The sequence below is a fragment of the Stenotrophomonas sp. STEN031 genome (genome assembly GCF_056759975.1).
The window spans coordinates 52,184-65,519 of sequence record NZ_JBRREA010000010.1; the positions used below are offsets into that span (position 1 = coordinate 52,184).

General features: G+C 65.4%; 17 protein-coding genes. 11 read left to right on the forward strand and 6 right to left on the reverse strand.

What is annotated here, in order from left to right; all coding sequences use genetic code 11:
- Positions 1–15: 15 nt before the first annotated feature.
- Genes ACVOLQ_RS06785 through ACVOLQ_RS06810 form a run of 6 tightly spaced genes read right to left on the reverse strand, consistent with a single transcriptional unit; the run spans position 16 to position 3,856 of the window.
- Complete coding sequence (locus tag ACVOLQ_RS06785) at positions 16–918, reverse strand: CBASS oligonucleotide cyclase (RefSeq protein ID WP_003050264.1); 903 nt, start codon at positions 916–918, stop codon at positions 16–18.
- On the reverse strand, positions 918–1,418 hold the full coding sequence (cap7, locus tag ACVOLQ_RS06790; protein WP_003050262.1) for a type III CBASS phage resistance system CD-NTase-associated protein Cap7: 501 nt from the start codon (positions 1,416–1,418) through the stop codon (positions 918–920). Before cap7 ends, ACVOLQ_RS06785 begins: the two co-directional genes overlap by 1 nt.
- Positions 1,415–1,885: a type III CBASS phage resistance system CD-NTase-associated protein Cap8 gene (cap8, locus tag ACVOLQ_RS06795; protein WP_003050260.1), complete on the reverse strand. Its 471-nt coding sequence runs from the start codon at positions 1,883–1,885 to the stop codon at positions 1,415–1,417. Before cap8 ends, cap7 begins: the two co-directional genes overlap by 4 nt.
- Positions 1,882–2,796: a CBASS system CD-NTase-associated protein Cap6 gene (gene cap6 / locus ACVOLQ_RS06800; protein ID WP_003050256.1), complete on the reverse strand. Its 915-nt coding sequence runs from the start codon at positions 2,794–2,796 to the stop codon at positions 1,882–1,884. Before cap6 ends, cap8 begins: the two co-directional genes overlap by 4 nt.
- Before the next feature lie 17 nt (positions 2,797–2,813).
- On the reverse strand, positions 2,814–3,389 hold the full coding sequence (locus ACVOLQ_RS06805) for a PIN domain-containing protein (protein WP_003050248.1): 576 nt from the start codon (positions 3,387–3,389) through the stop codon (positions 2,814–2,816).
- Entirely contained in the window at positions 3,386–3,856 is a 471-nt protein-coding gene (locus tag ACVOLQ_RS06810) for a helix-turn-helix domain-containing protein (RefSeq protein ID WP_003050245.1), read from the reverse strand. Before ACVOLQ_RS06810 ends, ACVOLQ_RS06805 begins: the two co-directional genes overlap by 4 nt.
- A 257-nt stretch (positions 3,857–4,113) precedes the next feature.
- On the opposite strand from ACVOLQ_RS06810, the gene ACVOLQ_RS06815 reads away from it, so the two are divergent.
- From ACVOLQ_RS06815 to ACVOLQ_RS06865, 11 genes are all read left to right on the forward strand, one after another.
- Positions 4,114–4,443 (forward strand): integrative conjugative element protein, RAQPRD family, encoded by a 330-nt coding sequence (locus ACVOLQ_RS06815; RefSeq protein WP_481463376.1) that lies wholly within the window; start codon positions 4,114–4,116, stop codon positions 4,441–4,443.
- The gene (locus tag ACVOLQ_RS06820; protein WP_003050225.1) at positions 4,440–4,673 is read left to right on the forward strand and encodes a TIGR03758 family integrating conjugative element protein; all 234 of its coding nucleotides are present in this window, start codon (positions 4,440–4,442) and stop codon (positions 4,671–4,673) included. The genes ACVOLQ_RS06815 and ACVOLQ_RS06820 overlap by 4 nt, the downstream gene beginning before the upstream one ends.
- Before the next feature lie 16 nt (positions 4,674–4,689).
- The gene (locus ACVOLQ_RS06825) at positions 4,690–5,049 is read left to right on the forward strand and encodes a TIGR03745 family integrating conjugative element membrane protein (RefSeq protein WP_020307818.1); all 360 of its coding nucleotides are present in this window, start codon (positions 4,690–4,692) and stop codon (positions 5,047–5,049) included.
- Between the two features lie 11 nt (positions 5,050–5,060).
- Positions 5,061–5,459: a TIGR03750 family conjugal transfer protein gene (locus ACVOLQ_RS06830; RefSeq protein ID WP_003050133.1), complete on the forward strand. Its 399-nt coding sequence runs from the start codon at positions 5,061–5,063 to the stop codon at positions 5,457–5,459.
- Positions 5,456–6,148 carry a PFL_4703 family integrating conjugative element protein gene (locus tag ACVOLQ_RS06835; protein ID WP_003050116.1) on the forward strand — a complete coding sequence of 231 codons (693 nt, stop codon included), beginning with the start codon at positions 5,456–5,458 and terminating at the stop codon, positions 6,146–6,148. Before ACVOLQ_RS06830 ends, ACVOLQ_RS06835 begins: the two co-directional genes overlap by 4 nt.
- Positions 6,145–7,056 carry a TIGR03749 family integrating conjugative element protein gene (locus tag ACVOLQ_RS06840; protein ID WP_003050114.1) on the forward strand — a complete coding sequence of 304 codons (912 nt, stop codon included), beginning with the start codon at positions 6,145–6,147 and terminating at the stop codon, positions 7,054–7,056. The genes ACVOLQ_RS06835 and ACVOLQ_RS06840 overlap by 4 nt, the downstream gene beginning before the upstream one ends.
- Complete coding sequence (locus ACVOLQ_RS06845; protein WP_003050111.1) at positions 7,046–8,464, forward strand: TIGR03752 family integrating conjugative element protein; 1,419 nt, start codon at positions 7,046–7,048, stop codon at positions 8,462–8,464. The genes ACVOLQ_RS06840 and ACVOLQ_RS06845 overlap by 11 nt, the downstream gene beginning before the upstream one ends.
- Positions 8,445–8,894 (forward strand): TIGR03751 family conjugal transfer lipoprotein, encoded by a 450-nt coding sequence (locus ACVOLQ_RS06850; RefSeq protein WP_003050109.1) that lies wholly within the window; start codon positions 8,445–8,447, stop codon positions 8,892–8,894. Before ACVOLQ_RS06845 ends, ACVOLQ_RS06850 begins: the two co-directional genes overlap by 20 nt.
- A complete protein-coding gene (locus tag ACVOLQ_RS06855; RefSeq protein ID WP_003050106.1) occupies positions 8,894–11,776 on the forward strand; it encodes a conjugative transfer ATPase in 2,883 nt (960 codons plus the stop codon). The genes ACVOLQ_RS06850 and ACVOLQ_RS06855 overlap by 1 nt, the downstream gene beginning before the upstream one ends.
- 24 nt (positions 11,777–11,800) lie before the next feature.
- Complete coding sequence (locus ACVOLQ_RS06860) at positions 11,801–12,565, forward strand: DsbA family protein (RefSeq protein WP_003050104.1); 765 nt, start codon at positions 11,801–11,803, stop codon at positions 12,563–12,565.
- Positions 12,566–12,741: 176 nt separating this feature from the next.
- Positions 12,742–13,236: a JAB domain-containing protein gene (locus tag ACVOLQ_RS06865; protein WP_003050103.1), complete on the forward strand. Its 495-nt coding sequence runs from the start codon at positions 12,742–12,744 to the stop codon at positions 13,234–13,236.
- Positions 13,237–13,336: the final 100 nt, after the last annotated feature.

Consider the following 13,336-nt stretch of genomic DNA (forward strand, 5'->3'; position numbering starts at 1 on the left):
TGGCAGCCGACGGGGTCAGGAAAGCGGGAACTTGGGGCCAAACAGCGCACGCCAGGCTCGAAGCGCTTCGAGATTGCGACCGCGACGCGCGTGGTCGATGGCGACACTTGCGTCCTGGCTCGCTTGCGACAGCAGTTGCTGCGCGCGCTGCTTGCGCGCAGCGTCCATGTCGTTGCTGATCGCCGGCCCGAGGCCGGCCGGGTCAGGCCACTCGTCATGGACACGATCAGCGAGCGTGGCAAAGAATGACTGGATCTCGCGATCGAACGATCCACCCCAGCCGCCGTAGAGACATTCCAGTGCCATCACCTCGATAAGGAATGAGGGCTTCACCGGCTTCTGATCGCCGTGCTTGGGATTGTTGTTCCAGTACTTCACCATGCGCACGAGACCTTTCCACTCATTGCCATAGGCTTGGTGCGCTGCGGTCGCCTTGTCCTTATGGATCTCCGGGTCCGTCTTGATCCACTTTCCGGACGCCGAATCGGGGATCTCATACTGGTCGCCGGTGTCGAATGCGGGCACCGCATCCACGCTGACCACCCGGTAGTCCGTGTTGTCCTCCGCGTCGATGTGAACACCGAAATCCACGTTGATCGAGCGCGCCTGTTTGCGCACGGCTGCCGAACCGTATTTCTCCACCAATGCAGAGTGGAAATCATCCAGCACTACCGATGCGGCCTTGCCGTGGTAATGCTTCTCCGAGTCCTTCAGCACGAAGAAGATGTCGATATCCTTGAGCGGCTTCGTCTTCGTGTATCGAGCATAGGAGCCGGTCAGGAAGCTGCGCGCAATACCGAATTTCGTCTGCAGGTAGTCTCGCACTTCGTTCTGGCGCTGCGAGGCATTCTTCTGCTCGCGCTCGTTGAGTTCCAGGCGCGACTTGAACTTGCGAAAAGCTTCATCGATCGACAGCATCAGCGTTGCCTCCAATATCCAGCCTGACCCGCCAGGCCGCTGTGTTCCACAGTCGAGCCCAGGCTCTGCTTGACCATCCCATCCGTCGAGCGATAGCTTCCTTTGCTCCACCCATCCACGTCAGGCCGCCCGGGCTTTGTATCAAGCATGACTTTGTACTTAGCCTGCGATGGCAACAGCCCAGCCTTCTTGATCGCGTATTTCAACTGCTCGGTATCTGTCCAGAAGCTGCCGTCGCCATCGGACCACCCATACACGATGTCGATATCCCATCGGGTCACAAGCTTGTCGGTTGCCGGGTTGTAGATCTCCAGAATCACCTTGCGCAGATCACCGGTCCCGAGCCACGTCTTGATGGCTCGGGTATTGCTCTCCCAGCGATCCGCAAAGTGCTCAGGGTCCAGCCCACTGAGCAGGATGATGTCTTTCAAGCTCTTGAGGATGTTGTCGGTCACATAGGTAACCGAGTGCGTGTACGAGTAGGTGGCGACGGTGCTCATGACTTGAGGAAACCTCCGAGGTCGAGCGACAGCGCTTGCCCAGCATCGTCCTGCGCCTGCGTGGCAATTCCTTGGCTCAAGTCCCGTGCAATGATGCGAGAACAGTGCTTTTTGAGCGCGGTTTGCACCCAGCCGAGCTGCTCCTTCGGACACGGCAGCGAGACTCCCCAGTCTCCCTTCAACGGCTCGAACCCCAAGACTTCTTCGTTGGCATCATCACCATCGATCGCGTCTTCGTCGAAGAGGCAGTAGATCCTGGTCCGTGGTCCATCGCATGTCGCAACGATGGGCGCGCTCTTGGGTGCCTGGTCGGCGATCAAGCTGGCGGCCACGCCCGCCACGGCCCTGAGTTCAGAGCGAGCCGTGCCGTCCTTGCCCTGAGTGAGCAGTTCGACAATGGCATCCCACGTCTGCAACGCATCGCGGTGCGGCGAACTGCGAAACGTCCGGCTGACAACGGTGGTCATTTTTGCTTCCCTCCTTGAAGGCGCATTTGCTTTGCCTGTCGTATCGCACTGCGCAGGTGCTCTACGGAAAGCTTGTTCGGATCGATAGCCACTTGCGGGTCGGCCGCGAGGGCGTTGGCTACGACCTTGCGAATGGCCCGACCATCCAATCCGACGCACTCGCCAGCACACGCGTCGAACTGGTGAGCCGAGGAAAGCTTGCCAATCCCCGGAAATGTCTTTGCCAGGCCATTCAGGCAGTCCACCAGGATCTGCTTGCAGGCATCCTTGCCGGGCAGTGGCACCTCCATCACCATGTCGCAACGAGACAGGAAGGCACTGTCGACGGCCTGTGGGAAGTTGCTGGTGGCCACGAACAGCAGATGCGGGTTGCGTTCGGCCAACATGTCCAACTGCACCAACACCGCATCGGTGGCCCGGTGCACATCAACCGGGTTGGCTTCCAGGCTGAGCTTGGCTCGATCAGCCGCAAGCGTTTCGACCTCGTCCAGAAGGACGATCGTCGGGCCCGCCGCTGCGGATTCTGCGATCGATTGCGAGAACAGGTCTGCCACGGCGCGTTGAGTCTTTCCCATTGCAGAGCTCGTCAGCGTGTGAGGCTCCACTTCCAGCAATCGAAACTTCGCAGAAGAAAAAGATTCGGCCACACGATGCGCCAAGCCCCGTGCCAAGGAGGTCTTCCCAGTCCCCGGTGGGCCGACCAACAAGATCACGCCGTGCAGGGGGAGTACCGTGCGCTCCACCTTGGGGCGCACCGTGAAGTTGACGATCGCTTGTGACAGCAACTGTTTTTTGATGGCTTCGTCCATCACGATCGAATCCCACAAGTCACCCAGCGACTTGTCCGGCAGCTTCCAGCTTCGATGGATGCCTTTCGGCAAAGTGGCGTCTGATGAAGGATTCTTGGTCATCCGTGGCTCTCGGCGGGTCAGAGAATGGTGCGATAGGTCGCCAGCACCTTGGTCGTTTGCACAAGGCCTTGGCGCAGCAGGATTTCGAGATAGCGGTCCACATCGATCGGCGGATGCTTGAGTTGGGCACGCTGGCGCTGCGCAGCCGACACTACGGCGGCCGCATCCAGATCCAGCAGGTTGTCCACAAACTCATCGGGGTGCTGCGATTCGATGCCGTACGGAGCCAGCAGATCGTTCGGGAAATCCCGTTCGTTGAACGTCACAATCACGCTCGCACCGCAGCGAATCGCCGCAGCCAGGACGTGCCGATCGTCCGGATCGGGCAATGTCAGGCCTGCCACGAGCGCTTCGTAGCCCTCCACCAAGCCGTCCGGAATGGCCCTGTCCATGAGATCCGACGTCCTGTCGACCTGAACCCGGGTGAGATCGGGGCGGTTGATCAACAGGTTGCGTTTCCACTCCTCATGAATGGCTTGGCTCCACCGCGCCCGGAAGCGGCCAGACAGGCCGAGCCACATCAGGAAATCCCGCAGTGGCGCGGGATATAGAACGCACGCGTCGTAGACGGCGGTGAATGGGGAATGCCTCATTCGTATCCCATTCCCAACTCTTGCGACTGCTGAGCGAGTTCGGCCATCGCCTGCTCACTGGCGCGCTCGCGCGCTTCCTTGTACTGCATCAGATCGGCGAACCTCACCCTGCGGTGCTTGCCGGTGCGATGAAATGCCAACACCCCATCTTCTAGCAGCTTGACGAAATGGGGACGGGACACGTTGAGCAAGTCCGCCGCCTCTTGGGTCGTCAGCTCTGCATGGACGGGCACCACCTTTACTGCATTGCCATCGGCCAACTCGGCCAGGATGTCGACCAGCAGGCGCAACGCCGAGGTAGGCAGTTCCACCTGATGAGCCTGTTTGTGGTCATCAAAGATCTGGATGTGCTGCGTCTCGAACTGGGTTGCGAGGTAAGCCGCCAAGGCACGTTGACCCTGGACGGCTGCCTTAACCTCTCCCGCGGCGGGAAGGGTCATCTTGGATTGGGCAGTGGCGGTGGTCATGGGTAGCTCCTAAGCGAAAACGGTTGCAGAGCCGATCATATTCGAAACACTCGAAAAACGCAATAATCGAAACGCGATCCGGGCTTTTGTAGGTTCGCTCGCGGCATGCCCAATCCGGTCGTCCGCCAGTTCCTATTGTTTGCGGCCTAAAACAGCCCTGATCTCCACGATCACCCCATTGCTGATCACACAGGAATGGCGCGATGGTGGCTTCGATCTGGCTGCGCGCCGCGCATCGCGGCGTACCCACTCTTCTCGTGACGGCCCTCCTGCTGGGTCAGTCCCCGATGGCCTTGGCCGAGTCCCCTGCGCAGCGCCAGGAGCTGGTCGCCGCACTGCGCCAGCTCGACGCGCTGGAGCGCACCGTCGCGGACAGCGCCGCGCATGCCCCCATCCAGCCGGGCGAGCGCTACCACTTCGACTACCCGCGGCTGCTGGCTGACCTGGCGCGTGTTCGCGCCGGCATCCAGTTCCATCTGACGCCATCGCGCGCCCAGCCGCGCGACCCCTCCGAACTGGCCGGCGACTACCGCACCGAGCGGGCGACCGAGCCGCTGCCGGCGACGACTGCGGAGGGCAAGCCATGAACGGCGCCCAGGTCTCAGCATTTCAAGCCAACAGCGGCATCGCGCCTTCCGCGATGGCGACCGTCCTGGTCGGCGTCGTGTTCGCGGTCCTGCTCGTGTGGGGCGTCTGGGCCATCCGAACGGCCTACGTGGGGTGGTCCGAGAGCCGCCTCAACCAGCGCCAGTTCCTCGGCGTCTGCATCCGCTTCGTCGCGATGTACCTCGTCCTGAGTTTCTTCCTCCTGTCCTGACCTGAAAGGCCCGACCATGCACAACCGCATCTTCACTTCCCGTTTTGCCCAGCGCGCCGCCGTGGCCCTGGGCGCCGCCGCGCTGCCCGCGCTGTCGTTCGCGCAAGGCTTGCCGCAGTTGGAGAACCCGACGCGCGGCACCGGCAACGGCATCATGGAGACGATCCGCAACTACGGCTACGACATCATCATGCTCGTGGCCCTGTTGGTGGTGGCGTCGATGTTCATCGGCGTGTGCTACCACGCCTACGGCACCTACGCGGAAATCCACACCGGCCGCAAGACCTGGGGCCAGTTCGGCCTCACGGTCGCCATCGGCGCCGTGCTGCTCGTGATCGGCATCTGGCTGCTCACCGAAGCCACCGGCATCCTGTAAGCGAGGCCGGTATGTCCGAGCAGCAGCACGTCCGTGCGGACGGAACGGTCACCTTCCTTCCGCACCGGCTCAACCGCCATCCCGTTGTCGTGCGCGGCCTCACCGCCGACGAGCTGTGGATCTGCTGCGGCCTGTCCGGCGCCGCCGGCCTGCTGGTCGGCGCGCCGCTGTCCTGGGTGTTCCGCACGATCGCGCTGGCGCCGACGTTCGTCGTCCTGGGCGTGGCCTTGGGCGTGTTCATCGGCGGCGGCATCCTGCGCCGCCTCAAGCGTGGGCGCCCCGACACCTGGCTGTATCGGCAACTGCAATGGCGCATCGCCACGCGCCATCCGCTGATGGCTGGCTGGGTCGGTGGCCATGTGCTGATCTCGCGCTCGGGCTTCTGGTCCACCCGCAGGAGCATGCGATGAGCCGCTTCAAAAACGAGGTTACCCACCTGCAGGCGCACATCAAGACCTTGCGGCTGGGCGCGGGCGCGCTGGTCGTCGTCGCCCTGGTCATGGGCGGCGGCTGGTGGAGCGCGCCGCGCGACCTGACCATCCACGTCCCGCCCGACCTGCGCTCTGGCAGTACCCGCAAGTGGTGGGAAGTGCCGCCCGAATCGGTCTATGCGTTCACGTTCTACGTGTTCCAGACGCTGAACCGCTGGCCGACCAATGGCGAAGAAGACTACTCGCGCAACCTCCACACGCTCTCGCCGTACCTCACCCCGTCCTGCCAGGCCTTCCTGCGGGCGGACTATGACTACCGCCGCTCCACGGGCGAGCTGCGTCAGCGCGTGCGCGGCATCTACGAGATTCCCGGCCGCGGCTATGGCGACGACCCCACGGCGCGCGTGCGCACCGTATCCGATCGCGACTGGGTGGTGACGCTGGACATCACGGCGGACGAGTACTACGGCGCCGAGCAGGTTAAACGCGCCCTGGTGCGCTATCCGATCAAGGTCACGCGGGTGGACGTCGATCCCGCCCGCAACCCGTTCGGCCTGGCGCTGGACTGCTATGAGGGCGCGCCCCAGCGCATCAGTGCACCGGAGCCGGCGCGCCCGGCGCCGAGTGGCCTTTCTCCGCAAGCGCCTCAAGGAGGAAACACCCCATGAAGCATCCTGTACTCGCGCTGCTGGGGCTACTGGCCGTGGCCGCGGCACCCGTCGCCCAGGCGGTGGAGATCCTGCGTTGGGAACGCATGCCACTGGCAGTGCCGCTGAAGGTCGGTCAGGAACGCATCGTGTTCATCAACCGGAACGTGCGCGTGGGCGTGCCCGCGGGCGTGGGCGAACGCCTGCGCGTGCAGAGTGCGGGCGGCGCGGTGTACCTGCGCGCCAGCGAGCCGATCGAGCCCACGCGGTTGCAACTGCAGGACGCCGACACGGGCGCGCTGATCCTGCTGGACATCGCAGCTGAACTGCCCAAGGACGGGGAAGCCGAGCTGGAGCCGGTGCGCATCGTCGAGGGTGACAGCGCACCGGGACGCTATGGCGAGCAAGCCGACAGTGCCGAGGCCCCGGCACGCGCCCAGGGCCAGGCAGGTGCGCGGACCGCGCGGCGCGAAACTCCGGTCCCTGTCGTGCTGACGCGCTTCGCCGCGCAGAACCTCTACGCACCGCTGCGCACCGTCGAGCCGCTTCCGGGCGTCATGCGGGCCAACCTGCCCCGCGACCTCGACCTGGACACACTGATGCCAACGCTGCCGGTGCGCGCGGTCGCGCTCGCGTCGTGGCGCCTGGAAGACCAATGGGTGACTGCCGTGCGCCTCACCAACACCGGCGCCGACTGGGTCGCGCTCGACCCGCGCGTGCTGCAAGGCGATTTCCTCACCGCCACCTTCCAGCACGAGGCGCTGGGTCCGCGCGGCACGCCCGAGGACACGACCGTCCTCTACCTGGTCACGCGCGGCCGCGGCCTCGCGCAGTCGCTGCTGCCGGCGATTCACCGCTTCGACCCTGCCGTGCATCTGCCGCAGCCGGACGGCGACGAGAACGTCGAGGAGGCCCGCCATGCGCAGTAACGGCCTGCTCAAGTGGCTGATGATCCCTGTCGCCATCCTGGTGCTGTTCGTCGGTATCCGGCTGTTCTCGGGTGGCGGCAGCACGGCGCCACCCGCGGCGGACAACGGCGCCCAGCTCACGCCCGAGGAAATGAAGGCGCTGGGCATCGAAGGCGACACCCCGCGCGACACCGTGGCGACGCTCGTTGCCCAAGTGAAGCAGTTGCGCACCGAGCTTCAGACCGCGCTCTCGGACAACAAGTCGCAGCGTGAAGAGAACCAGCGGCTGCGCCAGCGCGAGAACTCCATCGACCAGCGCATCAACTCGGCGCTCGAATCCGAGCGGTCCAACCTGCGCCGCGACCAGGAGCAGGCGGCCAGCGCGCGCCAGCAGACCGAAGGGCTGCTCGCCGACCTGCAGCGGCGCCTGGACAGCATCGGCGGGCGCGGCGGCGGCCATGCGGACCTGCCCGTGGGCCTGGGGCTGCAGGGCGGCGACGAGGCCGGCATGGAGGGCGGCGTGCGGTGGGTCGAGCCGGACGACGCAAAGCCCGCCGAGGGGCGCAACGCCGGTCGTGGCGCGAGCGGCGGAATGAGCTTCCCCACGAGCTTCGGCCCGGCGCAGAGCACGCTCGAAACCACCGCGGAAACCGTGGCGAACGCGGGCGCGCAAGTCGCGGGCGTCAAGACCGCGAAGCCCGTCTATACCGTGCCGACCAACTCCACGCTCATGGGCTCGGTCGCGATGACGGCGCTGATCGGCCGTGTGCCGATCGACGGCACGGTGAACGATCCCTATCCGTTCAAAGTCCTGGTCGGGCCGGACAACCTGACGGCGAATGGCATCGACATTCCCGATGTGGCCGGCGCCGTGTTCAGCGGCACCGCCTCGGGCGACTGGACGCTTTCGTGCGTGCGCGGCCAGGTGCGCAGCATCACGTTCGTGTTCAACGACGGCACGATCCGCACGATCCCCGAAGACCGCGAGGGCAACCAGCAGAATAACCAGCAACGCGACGGCTTGGGATGGATCAGCGACCCGCACGGCATCCCCTGCGTCAGCGGCGAGCGGCGCAGCAACGCCCAGCAGTACTTGGGCTCGCAGGCCCTGATCACGGCGGCCGGTGCCGGCGTGGCCTCGCTCATCGAGAGCGACAGCGGCCGCATGTCGTATGTCGGCTCGGACGGCTCCATCGGCACCGTGGGCATCAGCGGCCAGGAGGCGGTCGGCCAGATTCTGGCGGGCGGCGTGCGGGACATGTCGGCCTGGGTCAACAAGCTCTACGGCCAAGCGTTCGCCGCCGTCTATGTCCAGCCCGGCGCGAAGGTCGCCGTCCACCTCGAAAAGCCGCTCGCCATCGACTTCGATCCCGAAGGCCGCAAGGTCGATCACCGCACAGGAGAAAGCCATGCTCTCGAACTTGAATAGCTTGGCCCGTGGCCTGGCGCTGGTCCTCGCCGTCGCGGCGCTCGCCGGCTGCGCCACCAGCAAGGAAAAGCTGCTGACCCACGGTGACCGCACGATGATGGACATCTGGCAGCAGGAGGCCGGGGACGGCGGTGGCGCAGCCGGACGGAACGCCGGCGGCCAACTGCTCGATGCGCGCCAGAGCCTGCGTCGGCCGCTGACCGACGCCGATATGCAGGCCGCACCTGCCGAGCAGATGCGCTACACGCGCACCGCGCGCAACGAGGTCCATCGCCAGTTCCAGCGCCTGCCCAATCCCGATCTCGTGATGTACGTGTACCCGCACCTGGCCGGCACCGATCCCGTGCCGGTGCCCGGCTACACGACCGTCTTCCCGCTGTACCAGCGCATTCAGTACGCGATGCCGGGTGAGCGCGTGGAGGACTACTGATGCGCTGGAAACTTCCCTGGCCTAAGCCGGCCGCGCTGAAGCTGGCCGCATCCGGCGCTGGTGATGACGAGCAGCCGGACGGCTGGCAGCGCCACATTGAGGCCTTGCGCCAAGCCGGCATCCCCGAACCCGGCTCGGCAGTCCGGGGCCGCAAACCGGCGACGGAGGCCGACGAGCAGGCGCTGTACGAGGTCGCACCGTCCTTCGTGGAACTGCTGCCCTGGGTCGAGTTCTTGCCCGAGTCAAGGTCCATGTTGCTGGAGGACGGCCAATCGGTGGCGGCCTTCTTCGAGCTGGTGCCGCTGGGGACCGAGGGCCGGGAACCGGGCTGGCTTGCCCACGCCCGCGACGCCTTGGAGAACGCGCTGCAGGACAGCTTCGATGAGCTGGACGAGAACCCCTGGGTGCTCCAGCTCTATGCCCAGGACGAGCCGAGTTTCGACCAGTACATGCAGACCCTGCGTGACTACGTGCAGCCACGTGCCCGCGGGACAGCGTTCACCGAGTTCTACCTGCGCTTCTTCGGCCACCATCTGCGTGCGGTGGCCAAGCCCGGCGGCCTGTTCGAGGACACGGTGGTCACGCGGCTGCGCTGGCGCGGGCAGACGCGGCGCGTGCGCATGGTGGTCTATCGACGTGCCACCGGGCAGGCAAGCCGCCGCGGCCAGACGCCCGAGCAGATGCTGAACATCGTCTGCGACCGCCTGTGTGGCGGGCTGGCGAACGCCGGCATCCAGGCACGGCGCATGGTCGCAGCCGACGTCCACGACTGGCTGCTGCGGTGGCTCAATCCGCGCCCCGCGATGCTCGGGCCCAGTACAGAGGACCGGGAGCGCTTCTACGCACTGGCGCGCTACCCGGACGAGACTGAGGCCGGCGAGATCGAACTGGCGAGCGGGCGGGATTTCAGCCAGCGGCTGTTCTTCGGCCAGCCACGCTCCGACGTGGAGCACGGCACCTGGTACTTCGACGGCATGCCGCACCGTGTGCTGATCACCGACCGGCTGCGCATGCCGCCCGGCACGGGACATCTAACCGGCGAGACCCGCAAGGGCGATGCGATCAACACGCTGTTCGACCAGATGCCGGAAGACACCTTGCTTTGTCTCACGATGGTTGCCACGCCCCAGGATGTCCTGGAATCGGATCTGAACCACCTGGCGAAGAAGGCCGTGGGCGAGACGCTGGCGTCGGAGCAGACGCTCAAGGACGTGCATGAAGCCCGCTCGCTGATCGGCAGCGCGCACAAGCTCTACCGGGGCACGCTGGCGTTCTACCTGCGCGGGCGCGACGAGGCGGAACTGGATCGGCGCGGCCTGGACCTGGCGAACGTGATGCTCAACGCTGGTTTGCAGCCGGTGCGAGAGGATGATGAGGTGGCGCCGCTCAACAGCTACCTGCGCTGGCTGCCGTGCTGCTACAACCCCGGCAAGGATCGGCGCCGGTGGTACACGCAACTGATGTTCGCCCAGCACGCGGCAAACCTGTCGCCGGTGTGGGGCCGTGCCCAGGGTACGGGGCATCCAGGCATCACGATGTTCAACCGCGGCGGCGGGCCGATCACCTTCGATCCGCTCAATCGCCTGGACCGGCAGATGAACGCCCACCTGTTCCTGTTCGGCCCGACGGGTTCCGGCAAATCGGCCACGCTCAACAATCTGCTGAACCAGGTCACGGCCATTTATCGGCCGCGCCTCTTCATCGTGGAAGCCGGCAATAGCTTCGGCTTGTTCAGCGACTTCGCCAGGCGCCTGGGCCTGACCGTGAATCGGGTCAAGCTGGCCCCCGGATCGGGCATCAGCCTAGCGCCGTTCGCCGACGCGCGCCGGCTGATCGAAACGCCCAGCGATGTGCAAACGCTCGATGCCGATGCGCTGGACGAAGACCTGCCACCCGATGCCTCAGCCATGGAGGCGGACGAACAGCGCGACGTGCTGGGCGAACTGGAGATCACGGCGCGGCTGATGATCACTGGCGGCGAGGACAAGGAGGAAGCCAGGATGACGCGCGCCGACCGCTCGCTGATCCGCCAGTGCATCCTCGACGCCGCCGAGCACTGCGTGGCCGAGAAGCGCACGGTGCTCACGCGCGACGTGCGCAATGCGCTGCGCACCCGCGGCCAGGACCCGACGTTGCCCGAGATGCGGCGCGTGCGGCTGCTGGAGATGGCGGACGCGATGGACATGTTCTGCCAAGGCACGGACGGCGAGATGTTCGACCGCGACGGCACGCCGTGGCCCGAGGCCGACATCACGCTGGTGGATCTCGCGACCTATGCCCGTGAGGGCTACAACGCGCAGCTCTCGATCGCGTACATCAGCCTCATCAGCACGGTGAACAACATCGCGGAGCGTGACCAGTATCTCGGCCGCCCGATCATCAACGTGACCGACGAAGGCCACATCATCACGAAGAACCCGCTGCTCGCGCCGTATGTCGTGAAAATTACAAAAATGTGGCGCAAGTTGGGCGCCTGGTTCTGGCTGGCGACGCAAAACATCGACGATCTGCCGCGCGCCGCAGAGCCCATGCTCAACATGATCGAGTGGTGGATCTGCCTGTCGATGCCGCCGGACGAGGTGGAGAAGATCGCACGATTCCGCGAACTCTCGCCGGCGCAGAAGGCGCTGATGCTTTCGGCACGCAAGGAAGCGGGCAAGTTCACCGAGGGCGTCATCCTCTCCAAAAGCATGGAGGTGCTCTTCCGCGCCGTGCCGCCGAGCCTGTATCTCGCGCTCGCGCAGACCGAACCCGAAGAGAAGGCCGAGCGCTACCAGCTCATGCAGCAGCACGGCGTCAGCGAGTTGGATGCCGCCTTCAAGGTGGCCGAGAAGATCGACCGGGCACGCGGCATCGAGTCGCCGGCCCTGGCCCTGCCCTGAATCTGCCGTGCACCGGAGAACGCCATGGAACAGAAACGCTCATCCATTCCGATGCAGGTCCAGGCGTTCCGCCGTCGGCGCTGGCGGGCCCGCTGGCCATGGGCGTTAGGCGCAGTGCTGGTTGCGCTGCTGCTGATCTGGCTCGTGTCCCGTTCGCCAGGCGAGTCCACGCCCCAAACCTCGGCGCCTGTCAGCGAGACGCAGGTGGCCGGGCCTCCTTGGCAGATGGGCAACCCGGCAGGTCGTTTCACGCTGACGCTCTACGCGGACCTCGAATGCCCGTTCTGCCGGTCCTATTTCCCTGTCCTCAAGCGTTGGGTGGCCGGCAATGCGGACGTGGCCTTGCAATGGCACCACCTGCCGTTGGCCGCGCATGAGCCGGCCGCGTCCGCCGAAGCGCGCTTGGTGGAATGCGCGGGCGAAGCCGGCGGCCATCCCGCCTTCTGGCAGGCTGTCGAGTGGGTCTATGTCCACACACACAGCGACGGCCAGGGCTTGCCCGAAGACCTGCGCCACCCCGCCCTGACGCCAGCCATCGAACAGTGCATTGCGAGCGAGCGGCCCGACGCGGCGATTCGTACCCAAACTGCGGAAGCCACGAACAGCGGCGTGACCGCCACGCCGTCGCTGCGGCTGCACGATCGCGAAACCGGCAAGGCGATCCTGCTGCAGGGCCCGATCGAGGGCGATGCCTTGCTGTCGGCCATGGACATGCTCGCGGCCGGCGATCCCGCCGCCACACCCACATCGGAAATGCCTGCCGACGTCGTCGGCGACATGCCCAGGTAGCCCCGGTCTTCAAGGCTACGGCGCAGTCCGCTGCGCTGACCACAACCCCGTTCGCCTCGCATCCTGGCCGCGAACGATCACCGCTGCCGCGGTGATGGATGCACCTTGTTCGTTCCCCAGGAGGGCTTGCCCTCCCAGGGCGAGTGCCCTCCGATCTCACCGTCTGGAGGTTCGCCATGTCTTTCGCCGTCAATGACTCCTGCCTGGAGTCGCTTTCCGCCATCGCTGCCCAACACGAGGACTGGATCATCCAGCAAGCCATCGTGCTGCTGGAGAGACGGGTCTTCAAAGCTGGACCGTGCCTCAGCCAACCGGCCGCTGTACGGGACTACCTGCGTCTGAAACTGGTCGCTGAGCCCAATGAGATATTCGCCGCTGTGTTCCTGGACAGCCTGCACCAGGTGCTGGCCTACGAGCCGCTGTTCAGGGGCACGATCAACGCGACTTCGGTCTATCCGCGTGTCGTCGTGCAGCGTGTGCTGGAGTTGAATGCCGCCGCGGTGGTCTTCGCCCACCAGCATCCTTCGGGCGTCTCCGAGCCGTCCAGCGCGGATCGCATGCTGACCCAGCAACTGCAAGCCGCGCTGGCGCTCATCGATGTGCGGGTACTGGACCACATCATCGTCGGCCAGGGTGCCCCGTTCTCCTTTGCGGAATCCGGCCTGCTGTAGCAATGGCACCGGCTCCTTGATCCACGCGGAGGCTTCGGCCTCCGCTTTTCATTGGCGCAAGACAAGCAGGTATGCGGGCAGTCCGCGATGCGCATTGTTT